At 52.8% G+C, this 16,869-nt stretch carries 9 protein-coding genes; 6 read left to right on the forward strand and 3 right to left on the reverse strand.

Annotated features, from left to right (window positions below):
• Positions 1 to 84: 84 nt before the first annotated feature.
• The 5 genes from H1230_RS08320 (at position 85) to H1230_RS08340 (ending at position 11,022) form a co-directional block, all read left to right on the forward strand.
• Complete coding sequence (locus tag H1230_RS08320) at positions 85 to 4,578, forward strand: carbohydrate binding domain-containing protein (protein ID WP_239715037.1); 4,494 nt, start codon at positions 85 to 87, stop codon at positions 4,576 to 4,578.
• 133 nt (positions 4,579 to 4,711) lie between these two features.
• A complete protein-coding gene (locus H1230_RS08325) occupies positions 4,712 to 6,109 on the forward strand; it encodes a sugar ABC transporter substrate-binding protein (RefSeq protein ID WP_239715038.1) in 1,398 nt (465 codons plus the stop codon).
• Between the two features lie 75 nt (positions 6,110 to 6,184).
• On the forward strand, positions 6,185 to 7,165 hold the full coding sequence (locus tag H1230_RS08330; RefSeq protein WP_239715039.1) for a carbohydrate ABC transporter permease: 981 nt from the start codon (positions 6,185 to 6,187) through the stop codon (positions 7,163 to 7,165).
• Positions 7,162 to 8,019, forward strand: coding sequence for a carbohydrate ABC transporter permease (locus H1230_RS08335; RefSeq protein ID WP_239715040.1), 858 nt, complete (start codon positions 7,162 to 7,164; stop codon positions 8,017 to 8,019). The genes H1230_RS08330 and H1230_RS08335 overlap by 4 nt, the downstream gene beginning before the upstream one ends.
• 33 nt (positions 8,020 to 8,052) lie before the next feature.
• Entirely contained in the window at positions 8,053 to 11,022 is a 2,970-nt protein-coding gene (locus tag H1230_RS08340) for a GH36-type glycosyl hydrolase domain-containing protein (RefSeq protein ID WP_239715041.1), read from the forward strand.
• A gap of 5 nt (positions 11,023 to 11,027) precedes the next feature.
• Here the strand turns inward: H1230_RS08340 and H1230_RS08345 are convergent, their stop codons facing one another.
• The gene (locus H1230_RS08345) at positions 11,028 to 12,635 is read right to left on the reverse strand and encodes a response regulator (protein ID WP_239715042.1); all 1,608 of its coding nucleotides are present in this window, start codon (positions 12,633 to 12,635) and stop codon (positions 11,028 to 11,030) included.
• Positions 12,613 to 14,358, reverse strand: coding sequence for a sensor histidine kinase (locus H1230_RS08350; RefSeq protein WP_239715043.1), 1,746 nt, complete (start codon positions 14,356 to 14,358; stop codon positions 12,613 to 12,615). Before H1230_RS08350 ends, H1230_RS08345 begins: the two co-directional genes overlap by 23 nt.
• 341 nt (positions 14,359 to 14,699) lie before the next feature.
• Between H1230_RS08350 and H1230_RS08355 the strand changes: the two genes are divergently transcribed.
• Positions 14,700 to 16,055, forward strand: coding sequence for an extracellular solute-binding protein (locus tag H1230_RS08355; protein ID WP_239717191.1), 1,356 nt, complete (start codon positions 14,700 to 14,702; stop codon positions 16,053 to 16,055).
• Positions 16,056 to 16,116: 61 nt separating this feature from the next.
• Here H1230_RS08355 and bglS read toward each other — a convergent pair whose 3' ends face one another.
• On the reverse strand, positions 16,117 to 16,803 hold the full coding sequence (gene bglS / locus H1230_RS08360) for a beta-glucanase (RefSeq protein WP_481857165.1): 687 nt from the start codon (positions 16,801 to 16,803) through the stop codon (positions 16,117 to 16,119).
• Positions 16,804 to 16,869: the final 66 nt, after the last annotated feature.

Here is a 16,869-nt window from a genome sequence, read left to right on the forward strand (position 1 = left end):
CCTGCAGGAAGCGGACTCTATACTGAAATCGAACGGCGGCAACGCCGGGATTCTAGTAGGTTCTACATAAGGGGGAATATTGAGATGTACCGTAGATTAATATCCAAGCTTCTGGTGGTGGTTATGCTGTTATCAGTGCTCCAGCTTCCGGGGAACACGAGACGGGCTCAAGCAGCGGGTCAGGATGGACTTCCGAAATCAGCCGCAAGTGTGAGCAGCTCTGATGCAGCCGGAAAGGCAGCATTTACCGATATGAATCAGCATTGGGCCGCGTCGGCAGTGGACAGGCTGGCAGCTGCTGGGATTCTGCAAGGCGATGGACCGGGCAGATTTGGACCGGGCCGCGCGGTTTCCCGCGCAGAGATGGCAGTCATACTAAACAGGGTGTTCCGTTATACAGTTCCGGGTACTGATGATTTCAGTGATGTAAGCGCTTCTTCTTGGTACGGGAAGGATGTGAACTTGGTCCACTCAGCGGGCATTATCGAGGGCTACGCGGACGGCCGGTTTCAGCCGGGAGCGGCTGTCCAGCGGCAGGAAGTGATAACGATGCTGGGCCGGGCTTTCCAGCTGGGATCTGCCTCCGAGACAGTATTGGCCGCGCAGGCAGACGGGTCAGCGGTCAGCGGCTATGCACGCGACGCGGTGAACGCGATGCTTGCGGCGAGTTATATCCGCGGCGATTCGGAGGGCAGGCTGAATCCGCAGGCTCCAATGACCCGGGCCGAGCTGGCGGTGCTTCTCGGCCGGATGATCGGGTGGATCACTCCGGGCGAAGGAAGCTATTCGATTGGTGAGGTGTCTGGCAACGTTATTGTCAACCGGTCGAATGTTCAGATTGAAGGCGGAGCGGTGAACGGGAATTTCTATGTGACTGCCGGAACGGGAGAGGGAGATGTATCATTCTCGGGAATCAAGGTGAAGGGTATCACCCGTATTTCCGGAGGCGGTGAACATTCAGTGGTCTTCGGCAAATCTGCTCTGGGACAGACGATCGTAGACAAGCCCAAAGCGCCTGTGCGGCTCGTCCTGAAGGAAGGAAGCTCAGTTGCCCGGATTGAATTGGTCCAGCCGGCCAAAGTTGAGATTGATGCTGGCTCAACGGTGGATGCCCTGATTGTAGATGCAGGCGCTGCCGGATCAGAGATCGTGAACCGGGGGTATATAGGCTTGCTTGAAACAAAGGCGGACAGTGTGCTTTTCAACGGTACTGCGCTGAAAAACGGTGAGACGATCCGGGGCTTGTCCGGCAGTATCTCCTCACCGAAGGTCAGTGCCACGGCTACCTTCGCACCAACGGTTGTACCTGAGACACCGACACCGACACCGACACCGACACCGACACCGACGGCCACCCCGTCAACCAATGATGATCAATGGGAGCTGGTCTGGAACGACGAATTCGACGACCGCTCCATCGATGAGACCAAATGGAATGTTCAGGATACCGGAACGGTATACAATAACGAATTGGAATATTATCATCCGAACAACGCTTCGCTCGAAACGGAGAGCGGGCAAGGTGTGCTGGCACTGGAAGCGCGGAAGGAAGCTTACGGCGGGAAAAAGTATACTTCTGCCAAGCTGACCTCCAAGATGAAGGGCGACTGGACTTACGGAAAATTCACGGTGCGCGCCAAGCTGCCAATTCAGCAGGGCATGTGGCCAGCCATCTGGATGATGCCAACCGACGAAGAGAAGCAGTATGGACCTTGGCCGGGAAGCGGCGAAATGGACATTATGGAATTGACGGGACCAGTGGCCGGTGAGACGGAGAAGGCTGATCTATACCCGAGAACCGTTCATGGTTCGCTTCATTACGACATCCCGCATATGTCCCAGTCCAAAACTTATGTTCTGCCGGAAGGCAAAACATTCGCTGACGATTATCATGACTTCACGCTCGAATGGCTCCCGGGCCTGATTCGGTATTACGTGGACGGTAAAATATATTTCGAAACGAGCGATTGGGGAACCAAGGCTGAAGGCCAGCCGGATTACTATACGTATCCCGCACCATTTGACCGGCCGTTCTATATGATTCTCAATCTAGCAGTGGGCGGCGATTGGCCGGGCGACCCAGCGGCTGGCTTCCAGTCTGACAAGATGTATGTCGATTATGTCCGGGTCTACAAGTACAAGAAGTTGGATGAATGGCCGGACGTAACGGGAAAGCGGCCAACAAAGCCTGAAACCTCCGTTCCTCAGCGTCCAATGCCTGCGGACGGGAATCAGATTTACAACGGAGATTTCACCGGAGCCGCAGCGGCCGATGGACTTCCTGAATATTGGGAATTAATCGAGAATGCAGGCGGTGCGGGCACAGCTTCTGTCATTGACGATAAGAATAAGGGCAAGGCGGTGAAGGTTGCAATCAGAGAGGCGGGAACTCAAAATTATTCCATTCAGCTCACCCAGAAGCCGCTTATGCTGGAGAAGGGCAAAGCCTATAAGGTAACGTTCGACGCCAAAGCGGATGCGGCCCGTCCGCTGATGAGCAAGCTGACAGAATTCGGCGGCGGATGGACGGCGTATTCCAAGGAACGTAATTTCCAGCTTACCCCGGACTGGCAGTCGTTTGAATACGTCTTTAATATGGCACAGGCTTCCGACAACAATGTCCGTTTTGAGTTCAATCTGGGTCTGAACAACATAGCAGCCTATTTTGCTAATGTTCGGGTGGTAGAGACGGAGCCTCTGCCGGTGGTTCGTACACCACTTGCTGATGGTAACCTGATTTATAATGGAGGGTTCGAGCTGGGAGAAGGAAGACTGGGCTATTGGGCATTTGCCGTTAAGCCGGACTCGGGAGCAGTGGCGAAGGCCAGTGTAACAAATACTCTGGAGCTGCCGCTGATGAAGCGGGAGTTCAGGGCAGACGTCCAGAGCGCCGGAGGGTCACCGGAGGATGTAACTCTCACTCAGACAGGAATACCTATGTCAGCAGCAGGCGTCTATCAACTCGCGTTCGAGGCCAGATCGGATAAGGCGCAGCCGGTCGGAATCAAGCTGGAGAACAGCGGTGGAAATACTGTCTATCCCGACGGGGCAACGTTCACTCTGACGCCGGAGTGGAAGAGCTATACAGCGGAAATAGCACTGTCCGGCGCTTCCGGTACTGAAGGTGTATTATCGTTCCTTCTTGGCCAGGCACCGGGGCAGACTGAGATTGACAATGTACGTCTGGTAAGGATGGTTGATCCGCCTGTATTCAATAGCTACCTGCATCTGCGAGGGGATCAGTACTGGAGATCATCGGGAACCAGCTTGATTCCGAGCGGCGAGGGCGGCAAGGACATCACCGACATGGATAAGGGTGACTATGTTGAATACAAAGTGGTCCTTCCTCAGGCGGCCAGCATTATTCCGGTTATCCGGGTATCCAGTATACATGCGGATTCGGAGCTGAAACTGTCGGTTCTGGATGCTGGCAAGCAGAGTATGGTGACGACATCTGTCTATAGCACTGCAATTGGGGATACTGGAGGCCTTCAATCCTACCGCGCAATCATCGGGGCACCGCTGAAGCTGCCTGCGGGAAGCTATTATATCCGTCTTGGCGGCAGCGGCTATAATCTGGCCTGGTTGGATCTTTCCCGCGAACTGGTCATGAACGGCAGCTTCAAGGACGCTTCCACAGAAAGCTGGACGCTGTTCAAGAAGGACTGGGACGACAATGATCCTGTAAAGGATACCGTAATGACCGCTGTGTATGGAGCGCTACAGGTTGACCTAGGGGGCAGCGGTGATGAGGACTGGAATGTACAGGTTAAGCAAGGAGCAATACCGGTAGAGCAAGGCAAGAAGTATCTGCTTCGCTTCGATGCGGATGCCTCAATAGCCAGATGGATTCGGGTGCTCGTCCAGCATGACGGCTCTACGGACAACAATTGGACCGCCTACACGAATGAGAAAGTGAGTCTGAGCGAAGCTGGCGGACACTATGAATATCTGTTCACCGCTCCGGCAAGCGATCCAGGTGCCCTGCTTCAGTTCAGTCTGGGCAAGATTTCGGAATCCTTGGGAGCGCATAAGGTCAAGCTGAGCAACATTTCCCTGCTTCAGGTAAGTCCGGTGATGGCCGGCGAGGTGTATGGGGAGAATCTAATTCCAAACGGAGACTTCTCTGCCCCGCTGAAGAACTGGAGCAGCTATTCCTCCGACAGCGGTGAATTGTCCATTGACAATGTGAATGGGGCGCTGCAGATGCAGGTCGGTTCCACAGGGACGAACAGCTGGGACCGGCAGGTCTATTATGAGGGAGTGGCCTACAACGAAGGAAATCATTATACGCTCACGTTTAGAGCCAAGGCAGAAGCAGTGCGCAAAATGAACATCAGCATCGGCTGGCTGGATGCCGCGAACAATTACACCTGGCATGGATATGCGAGCAAAGTGGTTGATCTTGGTACGGACTACAACACTTATACGTTGGAATTCGACGTTACCGGAGGAAGTACATCCATCGGCCGGATTTCTTTCGAGCTGGGGAATATTGAGAACGGAGGCGCAGGGCAGCTTGCGGTAGATGTTGACGATGTTGTATTGGTGAACAACGGAGCTGTACCGACACCTTGAGGCAAGCTTTATAATTTGTTATTCAGGCTTGGGATTTGGTATTTAGAAGAGTATGAAACGCTTTTATAATCAAGACATGGAGGATGGGCAACCGTTCTCCATGATTTTCAAACGACAATGGGGGAGATTTATTGTGAAAAAGACAGCAGTATCAATTGGTACACTGCTCATGGCATTTTCAGTGGTCATCAGCGGATGTGGAGGCAACAACAATCAATCAAGTTCTGCTAACAACGGGGGAGTGAAGGAAGAATCCAGTGCGACTGCGGCTCCTGCCACTCCAAGCACGGAACCGGTTACCCTGAACGCTTGGGTGATGCCGAATAGTCCCAAACCGGATGCTGACTTCCTGAAGACGCTTGATCCCTACCTGAAGGAGCATCCGAATGTCACCGTCAAGGTAACGGTGCTTGACTGGGGTTCCGCCTGGACCAAGATCACGACGGCAGCTACAAGCGGCGAAGGACCGGATCTACTCCAGCTTGGAACGACCTGGGTGCCGGCAATTGCCAGCATGGGCGGCATTGACAAAGTGACTGACAAAGTGGCCGATGTGGGCGGCGCCGAGGCTTTCTTGCCGGCCAGCTGGACGACAACCTCCATGGCGGGCGACAGCGAGGTGTACGGAGTGCCGTGGTTTGTAGATGCGCGCGCCATTTACTACCGGACCGATGTATTCAAGCAAGCCGGCATAGATCCGGTAACCGCATTCAAGGATTGGGATTCCTTCAAGGGCGCACTTGAAGCGGTCAACGGACAAACAGTTGATGGCAAGAAGATCGCTGCACTGGGACTTCCGGGCAAGAATGACTGGAACGTAGTGCATAATATTTTCCCTTGGATCTGGGCCGCAGGTGGCGAGGTTCTCACGGAAGACAACAAAGACGTAGTCTTCAACGAAGAGAAAGGGCTCCAAGGCGTTATGTTCTATACAGGACTCGCGCATGAAGGTCTCGTCGATAAGTCCTCGCTCGAAAAGAACTCGTCACAGATTGAGAGTGATTTCGGCGATGGCAAATCGGCAGTGATTATCTCCGGACCGTGGTTGGCCAAGAACTTTGCTACTCCGAAAGCAAACGGCGGCATGGCCGATATGAAGGCAGCGAAAAACTTTGCGGTGGCTCCGCTTCCAGCCGGTCCCGGGGAACAAGCCACCTTTGTCGGTGGCAGCGATCTGACGGTGTTCAGCGGCTCCAAACACAAAGAAGCCACATGGGAGCTTATTAAATACTTGGCCTCCGATGAAGCGCAGAAGGCCTATGCCAATGTATCGGGTCAACTCCCAACCAAATTGTCTCTTCTGGAATCTCCGGATCTTGATGCCAATATGAAAGCATTCTCGGAAGCAACGAAATACGGAAGAACCTATCCGGCCATTCCGCAATGGGGACCTACGGAAACTGCGTTGCAAAAGCACTTTGCTAACATTTGGGATATCGTCGCCGGTGTGAAGGGCACATACGGGGAAGAAAGCATCAAGAAAGAGCTGGACTCCGCAGCGGCTGAAGTCAAAGCGATTATTAGTCAATAACTACTAGGAACTTGGGAGGCCGCCGCGCGATTAGGGCACGGCGGTTTCTTCCATTAACAAAGCGAGGGATAAGAGATGAGACTCCATACTGAAAAAAATCTTCCTGCAAAAGCCTCTTCCAGCAAGCGTGGTCTGTGGCGCAAGCGAGTCAAAGAGAACAAGTTCGCTTACATGCTGATGGTGCCGACTATCATCTTTATGATGCTAGTGCACCTGATCCCGATGCTTGAGGGAATTTGGATGTCATTTTTGAAGCTGAACCAATTTACGTTGGGCAAATTTTTGAAAGCACCTTTTGTTGGGCTGGACAATTATATCGGCCTCTTGTTTAACTCCGATAATCCGGTCCGTCAGGGGTTGAACTTTGCCGTACGCAACACCGCAATTTATGCCGTCATCGTAACTATTGGCGTAATGATTATGGGGCTGATGATGGCCATGCTGATGAACCGTGACTTTCCAGGCCGTGGCATTGCCCGTACAGCCATGCTGCTTCCTTGGGTCGTCCCGTCGTATGTTGTCGGCGTACTCTGGGGCTTCATGTGGCAGCAGAATGGCATTATCAATTATTTTCTGGTGGACGTTCTGCACCTTTTTGCGGACAAACCCTTCTGGCTGATGGGACCCAATACCATCTGGGCGATCATTATTCCGACCATCTGGCGCGGCTGGCCGTTCTTGATGGTTATTTTCCTAGCTGGATTGCAGACCATTCCCGATGACATCTATGAGGCGGCAACCATTGATGGCGCCCACAAGCTCCGCCAATTCTGGCATATTACCCTGCCGATGCTCAAACCGGTCATTGCGGTACAGCTTTTGTTCCAAATCATTAACAATGTCTACTCCTACAATATCGTCGCCACGATGTTCGGCAACGGCGCCGGATATCCGGGTGAGTGGGGAGACTTGATGATGACGGCCTTGACCCGCCAATCCTTCGGCTATTGGTCGTTTGGTTCCGGTTCTGCCGCTTCAATAATGCTGATGATCGTGATGCTGATGGTAGTCGGCGTTTGGTACCGAGCCTTTAGAACGGAGTTGAATGCCCAATGAGTACACACCGTAAACGTTCTGTAAGTTCGTTTCTACTGACTTCGCTGACCTGGATCATCGTTGTGGTGACGATATTTCCAATTCTGTGGATGATTTTTACCTCCCTGCACTCGAACAATCAAATTCTGAACGGCATCACTACCTTCAGTTTGCCGAAGCCGCAGTGGGTTAATTACATCAACATGTGGGACACGGTTAATTTCGCCGTATATTTCCGCAACAGCCTTCTGATCTGCGGCGCGACTACCCTACTTGCCGGTTCTTTTGCCGTCCTGGCGGGATATGCTCTGGCCCGGTTTGATTTTCCGGGATCGAAGCTGTTCGGCATGAGTATCATATCCACTCAGCTTATTCCGGGCATTATGTTCCTGTTCCCGATATACCTAATGTTCCTGTGGATCAAGAATACCTTCGGTTTGCCGATGATCAACACGTACTGGGGAATGATTCTCGTCTATACGGCCTTTTATACCCCAATCAGTATCTGGATTATGCGCGGTTTCTTTGTATCCATTCCAAGAGATCTGGAAGAATCGGCTTCGATTGACGGCTGCACGAAATTCCAGGCGTTTTACAGGATCATTCTGCCACTCTCTGTACCCGGCATTATTGCGACCGGCATCTTTATCTTCCTTACAGCGTGGGATGAGCTTCTCTTCGCCTGGGTATTGACGACCAGCTCGGATGTACAGACGATTCCGGTCGGTATCCGCCTGTTTGTCGGCCAGTACAATACCCGCTATGACCTGCTAATGGCAGCTTCCACTGTTGTAACGGTGCCGGTTATGGTGGTATTTTTCATGACGCAGAAATACTTTATTAGCGGTATGACCGCAGGGGCTGTCAAGGGCTGAGCCGCGGGTATGCCAGGAAAGGTGAGAGTAATAATGCTGAAACTTACTACCGCAAGAGAAGTAACGGCTTCGGCCGAAGATATCCTAAGACAAGCGTTTGCCAAACGGATGGGCACGGGCGCACCTGTTAGCGCAATCTTCACCGATTCGCAACGCCGTGGGGCAGTCGGAATAGTAGGTCTGCCGCTTCGGGTACCAGCGATTCAGGAGCTGCTCACGCTACCCTCCGTGGCTGTGCTGCTGCCTGCTGAAGCCGACGCATCGGCGCTGTTCGCCTTAAACGGAGAAGGTACGGGACTGTGCTTGTATATCCGGTACGCCGGAAGACAGGAAGAGAGCGCTGAAATACCGGAGGCCACTGCAAGAGAAGCACTGGTGCAACTGCAAGGCGCATCGGGCTGGGCAGGAGCGCTTAATGCTGAGGGAGAGCATGTAATCGACCTGCGATCACCCGTGCCGGGTCCGCATTTCGCGGTCAATTTGCTACTCGGCAACCGTCTCCAGTTTCCCCATCCGCTTCAGACTACACCGAAGAGCGTTGTTGACCGATTAGGCGGCGGCAGCTTCCGTTCGCATGCTGCAACCCAGGTGCTGGCCACCCGCTGGGATATGCGTCAGGAGGAGAACGGTTTCCCGGCCAATCGGCAATTTTATCTGTTCGAAGAGGGGAAGCAGATCTTTTATTCCGCAGACCCCGGAGATGAAGGGATTGAATCGGCGGTCTGCCGGCATTCGCAGAATGCTACCGTTATAAACTACCGCACCCGCTGCGGTCTGGAAATCACCCGTACCCTCTTTATCCTCCCACACTCTGAAGGGATGCCTCTTGCGACTGAAATGCAGCGGATAGAGATTGCGAACCACGGAGAAGGTGACCGCTGTCTTCGGCTTGTCTACACGGGGATGTTCGGTTCCGCCGCTCCGGGGGCGCTGTTCGAGGATGTGCTGTACAGCAATGTCATTATGCAGGGCGGCGTACTTCAGGATTCCTCGGGAGCTGTGGCGGCCATCAGTCCCGATTATTATCCGGAAGGGGGCCGTCATGATCTTCGCTTCCACACGATGATCGTACACGGAGCGGGTGGACCGGTGCTGCCGCGCGAATACTGCGTCAGCTACAATGAATTCGTCGGTACCGGCTCGCTGCACCGTCCGTCCGGCGCGCTTAGGCTGAGTAACATTCTGCACCGCAAGGGACCGGGCTTCTTCGCCGTAGCCGGCGAGGTTCATATTTCCGCCGGGAACGCCGTAACGGTCGATCAATTGACCGGACTTGTCTCCGATAAGAGCGGCGCGCACTGGAATGAAACGGTGCTGGCGGACGAGGTAGGGGCGCTGGTCGCCCGTTTCTCCGACCGCAGCGCGGGGGAATCAGCGCTGGTGGAATCGTCCGGCTTCGTGCGGGAGTATGGCCAGTTTCTGCAGGTATCCTCCGGCGACGAGAACTTCGATGTGTTTGTCAACCGCAATCTGCCGTTTCAGGTTCTCTACCAATCGTTCGTCTCTCGTTCTTTTTGCCAGACACAAAAGGGATATAGGGAAATTGGTTTCCGCGAAATTCAGGATTTGTACGCCTCTATGTATTATTTTGTCGGTATGGGACGTAGCGGTCTGGTGAAAAGTCTGCTGAAGGAATGGACCGGCATGGTGTTCGAGCTGGGCTATGCGTATCACAATTTCTTCTGGGCCGGCAAAGAGCCGGGTAAATGGTCCGACGACGCATTATGGCTTATTCAAGCCGTCTACCGCTATGTCATGCTTACAGGAGATCTCGAGTTCCTGGACGAGTCTTGCCCGGTGGCGGGACAAGAAACCTACCGTCCGGTCTTCGAGACATTAAAAGCGATCATTGTATATTCGGGTCAAATTTCGGTCGGCCGACACGGTCTTCCGTTGCTGGACTACGCAGACTGGAACGACTGTTTGAAGCTGGATGATACGTATCTGAACGGCCCGGCCAAGGAAGAGCGCTACCGGAAGCAGCTCGAAGCCGACGGAGTCTTCGGCGATCCGTTGCACAGCGATTATTCCGAGAGCGTCATGAATGCTTTTCTGCTGAAGGTGGCGGTGGATGAATTGTCCGTACTGTCCGTCCGGAAGGGCGAACAGGATTATGCTGCCGAGCTGGATCACTTCGGAACAGAGCTGCGAGGACGCATTCAAGAGCATGCATGGAAGGACAATTTCTTCGCACGAGTGCTGTTCAACCGATATGCAAACGGAGAATACACGTATTTGGGAGCCGCGGGGGATGGTCTGTCTTCAGATCCGGCGGCCGACGGTTCTTACTTCCTGAATTCCTTCAGTTGGAGCATCCTGTCCGGCTGTGCAAATGAAGCGCAGATCACAGTGATGTTAGACACCATAAAGTCGCATCTTATGACTCCATTCGGGCTGAAACTGGTTTCGCCTGTCGCACTAGGACGGGTGTCCTCCCACACAGCTTCGGACGAATACTTTCCAGGCGACCGGGAGAATGGCGGCGTGTTCAAGCATGCTTGCATGATGGCTGCAGCTGCGATGTTCAAGGGAGCCAAGGAAGTGTGTGATACGGAACTTGCCGCTGAGTTGGGCCGCTTCGGTTATTGGCTGCTGGACCGGATCATGCCGTTTAAAACTATGGAAGATCCTTTCACCATCTGCGGAAATCCGAGATTCTGCACCCAATACAATAACAGCGAAACCGGTGAGAACATCGGTCCGATGCTAAGCGGCACCTCGACTTGGCTCACCCTCTCGCTGATGGAAGCGTTGGGTATTGAATATACGGCGCAAGGCATTGCGCTTAATCCGATCCTGCGGGAAGTGCAGACAGATTTCGTCTACACACTGAAGTTCGGAGGTTCCTCATACCGGATTCGAATCATTAAGCCGGAGGGCTTCTGCCGAATACAGGATGGCACAGTCCGTTTGACGCTGGATGGCCGAGTCCTTGAGGAAGGAATTGTGCAGACGGTAGATGACGGCTTACCCCATGAAGTAGAGCTGCGATTTGAAGGTTAAGGGCGTTACAACGCCCGTTCGCGGAACTCATGTGGGGTCATGCCGGCGTATTCCTTGAAAAGCTTAATAAAATAGTGAGCGTTGGAGTAGCCAAGCTCAGCGGAAACTTCATAAATTTTCAGCGGCGTATGAATCAGCAGATACGCCGCTTTTTCCATCTTGACCTGACTGATGTAGTCGCTGATTCTCTTGCCTGTCTCTAGCTTGTACATTTTGGAGAGATAGACCGGATGCATCTGAACATAATCGGCGATGGCTTGGAGTGAGACATAGTGCAGATTGAGGTTGATATATTCATGAACATTCCGGATCAGGACGGTTCGGCTATTCAGCCGCTCCGATTCAAAATGCTCTCTCAGCAGAACAATTACCTCCAGCGCCCATTCCCGTAGCTTGTCCGGTGTCTGGAATGGAGCCTGCTCCAGCAGCGGATTGCCCACAATCTCGCTCAGCATTTTGTTGTTCTTGTGGGCGAAATAATAGAATGCCGTCTCCAGATGCAGACGGGTTTCATGGATATGCTCAAGCGACCGGTCCGGATTTCGGACCAGCTCCGAAACGATGGCATTCAGCTTCTCTTCGATGCCCTGCCAGTTGTTCGCTTCAAACATATGAAAGAGCAGCGGTGGCTCATAGAGCGGCTGGAGAATCTCCACAGACTGGGAACCGCTGTTGTCCGTTGCATCTAGATAAATGCCCGTTTCGCTGCCGATATGCTGGCGGATGGCCGAGATGGCGGATTGATAGAGCGTGTAGATCTGGTCAGGAAATCCTCCCCAGCCTGTAGTGACCACGGAGAGGCCACCTCCAATCAGTGTGCCGACTTGATTCTGCAATTGATAGGCCGCCTGGGCGACATTATTAGCCGAATTGCCGGCAGATTCGCTGTTATCCCTGGACTGCAGCAGAAATACGAGATAATCGTGCACATCCTTGCAGGACCAGATGTGGAAGTGGTCCTGGAACAGCTCCTGTGCGATATTGATGATCGCGTATTCGAACAGCAGCATACTATGCATGTCCTGGCGCCGGAAGAACTCCTCCGGCCTGACGACCACGAGGCATACCGGCAGGGCGGTCGAGAGCGGCAGATCGAATTGGGAAAGTCGTTCTTGCAGTTGTGGCGCGGACAGCTTCCGTCCCTGCAGCAGCTCGCTGAGCAGACGGTCCCGCAGGAGTGGGAGATGCTCGCGGAAGGTCTGCATCGTCCGCTGATAGGAGGACCATGTCTCCCGTTCGCTGCGTAGCTCCTCCTGTAGATTGCCAATGACGGCGATTAACTGGTCATTGGCAATTGGCTTAAGCAGGTAGGCACTAGCTTGCTCTTCTATTGCCTTGCGGGCATATTCGAACTCGGCATAACCTGTCAGCATAACTACACGAATATGCTTCCAGCGACTGCGGATGGTGGTAATCAGTTCGATGCCTGAAATTTCTGGCATATTGATGTCAGTGACTACAATGTCGATAGGATAGCGCTGAAGCAGCTCCAGCGCCTCATACCCAGAATAGGCTTTATGAACCTGTTCGAATCCCATCTCCGTCCAAGGAAGTGAGATGGACAGATCATCAACCACGTAGGGTTCGTCGTCAACCAGTAGAATTTGGTGCATAGAATACCTCTTTCTTCTCCATGCGGAGAGTGATTTTTAGGCCGCCGCCAGGCGAAGGGGTGATTAGAAGGCCGGATGAATCGCCGAAATGAGCCTTGAGGCGCTGCTGGATGTTCCATAGCCCGCAGCCTCCGTCCTCTCGCGTAGTTTCGGAAATTCTGGCTTGCAGAGAGGCAATCGCCTCATCGGTCATACCTGCTCCATTATCTTCAATGGTTACGGTGACCGCTTCTTGCGTATGGCTGGCAGTGATCCGAATGGAGCCTTGACCGATCTTTTTCTCAATGCCGTGAATGATACTGTTCTCGACCAAGGGCTGGAGCAGCAGCCGTGGAATGTGCAGACCCATGAGGTCATCGGCAATATCCATCTCATAGCAGATGCGTTGTTTCCGCAAATTCTGGATTTCCAGGTAATTCTCTAGCAGCTTCAGCTCATCCTGAAATGTGGTGAGAGAATGGTCGACTTTGGTGATATAACGGTAGTACTCGCCAAGATTGAGCGCCATGGCTTCCACGGAATCTGTATCACCGATTACGGCCTTGCTCTTGATAAAGAACAGGCAATTGTAGAGGAAATGTGGATTGATCTGCGATTGAAGCTGCTTTAGCTGGGCGTCCTTGGCCCGGAGTTGCTCCAGATAGACCTGTTCAATTAGTGACTGGATCTTTTCCGCCATCTCGTTGAACTCTTCATTGAGCACTGTGAACTCAGGATTGGTCTTGGTGTGAATGCGGGTAGACCAGCGTCCTTCCTTTATCCTGTTGAGGGAGCGGTGCAAGAGGCTGACCGGACGCTGCACCTGGCGATAGAGTTGCAGCGAGAACAGAAGACTCATAATCAGAAGTATAGCCGATCCCATCAGGAAGGAATAACGGCTGCTCCGGATGGGCTGAAGAATCTGCTTCAGCGGCGAATAATGCACGACCTGCCAATTGATGGCTGAAGACGGAACCGAGCTGACAAGAAAGCTGCCCTCCTTGAGATTGAAGATATCTGAAGTTTCTTGCCCGGTCGAAGGAGCCAGCGTTGCAATGATCTGCTTCGCCATTTCCCGGTCAGTATTGCGGAAGAATATCACCCCGAATGCTGGGTGGAACAGGAAGGTGTCGCCCTTGTTTTGCGACTGGTAGGCATCGAACATCCGTTCAATATTGGATACAGGAAAATACATCGACATCAGCAGTCCCGCCTCGCGGGGGGCATTTCTTCTCTCGACGGGGTCTGACAGCAGCAGCCGGAAGCCCGCTTCAACACTGCTCTTGTCCTCCGGAGTATACTCCCAGCCAGCCGGCAGAGGCTTCTCCAATGCGGAGGAATCAAAGGAAAGAGAGGAATCTGACCCTAGGGTCTCACCGCTGTGCGGCTTGTACAGAACAATCCGGTTCTCCCAAGTGCTGGAGCTCGTCTGAAGGGAAAGCTTCTCCAGCACCGTCATAATGGTCTGAGGGGGATCAATGAGATGACCCAATTGCCGGATCTGCTCATAGTCGCGGACGGTTGGATCTCTCTGAAGTGCGTACATGCTGCCTGCCAATTGGTTGATATTGTTATCCATCTGCTGGGTCAGGAACTCCAGATGGTTCAAATCGGTCGTCTTGATCTGGCTCGAAATGACCCCAATATCCTTGCGGTAGGATAATCCGTAGAATAAAAGTGTGACTGAAATAAGGGAAAGAAGAATCGCAACCATTTTAATGAATAGGTTTGGACGCCAGGCCATAAGATCATCCTTTTCAATGACTTCGCTGTAATAAAAGAAGTGTATCATACGATGCTGAAGTCGATTATGATACACTTTGTTCGACTTCCAGAATTTTACGAAAAGTAGGTGGCTCCATGAAAATTCGTTTACCGCTACTCCTATTGCTCTTGTCATTGTCGGGATGCGCGTTTCGCAGTACCGGCGAAATTCTCCCAGTAGGCTCCTCGGAGAGCACAGTTCCTCAATTCGACATCAAGGCGGGCAAATATAATCCTCCAGTTGACCTGTATACGGTAGGCTCTGTGAACCCCAATCTGACCTTTAAAAAAGGCGAGAGCCTCGAACATAACGTGCATACAATGTGGGCCGAGAATCGGCTCGGTATCCGTATCCGTTATCTTTGGACCATATCCGGCACCTCCGAGACCTATGCCAACAAGCTGAGGCTTGAACTGGCCAAAGGCAATATGCCTGATGTCGTAACGACCCGGGATGCAGACATCGTCCAGGAACTGATCGACTCCGGGCAATTCATGGAAGTCGGTGATTTATTTGAACAGTATGCTTCCAAGGTGTGGAAGAAAGCTGTGGCCGAGGATACCTCGGCATGGGATACTTTTGTGCGGGACGGACGCAAGTATGCCATTCCCATCATGGATTACGAATATAACTCCGATCCGTTGCTGTGGATCCGCCAGGATTGGCTAGACAAGCTTCATCTGGCCGAGCCGCGAAATCTAGACGAGCTGGAACGGGTCATGGATGCCTTTGTTAATCGAGACCCGGATGGCAATGGTCTTAATGACACTTACGGTCTTGCGGTTGGTTTCCGTAACGGCCCGAATACCTGGATGGGCGACAGCAGTTGGATCTTTGGCGCGTTCGGCACGGTTCCCGAGCAATGGAATCGCATGAGCGATGGAACATTGGAATATGGGTCTGTGCAGCCCAGCGCCCGCAAGGCTGTTGCACTCATGAAGCATTGGGTGCAGCAAGGATATTTGTCTACCGACAGTGCGTGGCTTGATGAAGAGGGTGCTGCCAATCTGTTCGTCTCCGGCAAGGCCGGCATCATTGCCGGTCCTTACTGGATGCGCGGCTGGCCCTTGTCATCCCTGACCGACACCGACCCGCAGGCACGCGTCAAGGCCATTGGTATACCTTCCGGACCGAGTGCTATGGCCATGAGAAGGGGCACCTTGCCTGTCAATGGCGCTATTCTGATTAGTAAGAAAATGAAGCATCCTGAAATCTTTTTTACCTATCAAAATTATCTGTTTGATTATTATGCCACCTCGACCGGCGAGTTCATCAATGGTCTTGCAGAAGACTATGATTGGGCAATGGCCGACGGCAAGCCGACAATTATCCCTTCCGCTCTGCCGCTGGGCGGCATCCGGGTCGCTTCCTATACGCTAACCTTCGATGGGGCAAGAATTCCTTCCAAAGTAATCAAGGAAATTCCAAAGGACATTGCCCCTGTGCTGCTCAGCCAGAAGGAAGCTTCCCGCAAGGAACAGTTCACGGGACCGCCAACCGCGACGATGAAGAGCGACGGCGAGCTGCTGAAGAAGCTGGAACAAAAAAGCTTTCAAAAAATAATCTTCGCGGACAGCGGCATCGAGGAATTTGATAAATTCGTCGACAAATGGAAAGCTTACGGAGGATTAACAGAAACCTCAGAAGTCAATGTCTGGGACCGCAGTCGCCAATGAGCGCCATACTGACAAGAAACCGCCTCGATTAAGGCGGTTTCTTGTCGGAGAGACGCCGGAATTACTTGCCCGACGATGGATCCGGAGTATAGCGGAACTGATCATAGTAAGCATGGATGGGGACTTTTCCATCATACGGCTCCAACCAGGAATCCACGCCTATCCCGTTCCAGAGATTCATCATAATCCGGCCCGGAGTGGAGGGAATATTCTCGGTCGCCGTGTGAACCGGACTGCCATCGATGTACCAAGTAATGGAATCCTTTTTCCAGTCAAATCCGTACCAGTGGAATTCCTGTAAGGCGTCAAAGCCGAGGTCGATCATTTTCTCATGCTCCCCCACGCCGCCCATGAAGTAATTCAACTGCACCTGTCGAGGATTTTTTCCCAAAAATTCAATATCGATTTCGTCCCAGGGCTCGCCTTCTGCGGGGCCAGTATAAGTGAAAAAAGAAGAGATAACACCGGGATTGGCGGCCGGTTTCATTCGGATTTCATACTTGCCATAGCTGTACCTTTCCAGCGAACGGTACTCCGCACCGTCGAACTCTCCGGGTGACGAACTGGTGAGCGACAGGGTCATGAGTCCGTCGCCGGCAAATGAGATGTTGTCCTTGCGCCAGGTGCAGTTGAACATATCTCCGTTGGAATAGCCATCCGTTTTCTTCCAGAACTCCGTATTGAATACTGCGAAATCGTCCTTCATGCCTCCGGCTGCAGATTTGGATGCTGAAGTGAAGGCCCATATGCCCCAAACAGTGGCCGATAGAACTGCGACCGTTGCAACCCCCTTGATTAACCTGTTGTATATCAA

It is taken from the genome of Paenibacillus sp. 19GGS1-52 (genome assembly GCF_022369515.1).
Lineage (GTDB): Bacteria > Bacillota > Bacilli > Paenibacillales > Paenibacillaceae > Paenibacillus_AQ.

Bases quoted from the DNA above. Each gene is read 5' to 3' on its own strand.
- H1230_RS08320 (WP_239715037.1), top strand. From the start codon at position 85: ATGTACCGTAGATTAATATCCAAGCTTCTGGTGGTGGTTATGCTGTTA.
- H1230_RS08330 (WP_239715039.1), top strand. From the start codon at position 6,185: ATGAGACTCCATACTGAAAAAAATCTTCCTGCAAAAGCCTCTTCCAGC.
- H1230_RS08335 (WP_239715040.1), top strand. From the start codon at position 7,162: ATGAGTACACACCGTAAACGTTCTGTAAGTTCGTTTCTACTGACTTCG.
- H1230_RS08340 (WP_239715041.1), top strand. From the start codon at position 8,053: ATGCTGAAACTTACTACCGCAAGAGAAGTAACGGCTTCGGCCGAAGAT.
- H1230_RS08345 (WP_239715042.1), bottom strand. From the start codon at position 12,635: ATGCACCAAATTCTACTGGTTGACGACGAACCCTACGTGGTTGATGAT.
- H1230_RS08350 (WP_239715043.1), bottom strand. From the start codon at position 14,358: ATGGCCTGGCGTCCAAACCTATTCATTAAAATGGTTGCGATTCTTCTT.
- H1230_RS08355 (WP_239717191.1), top strand. From the start codon at position 14,700: ATGTGGGCCGAGAATCGGCTCGGTATCCGTATCCGTTATCTTTGGACC.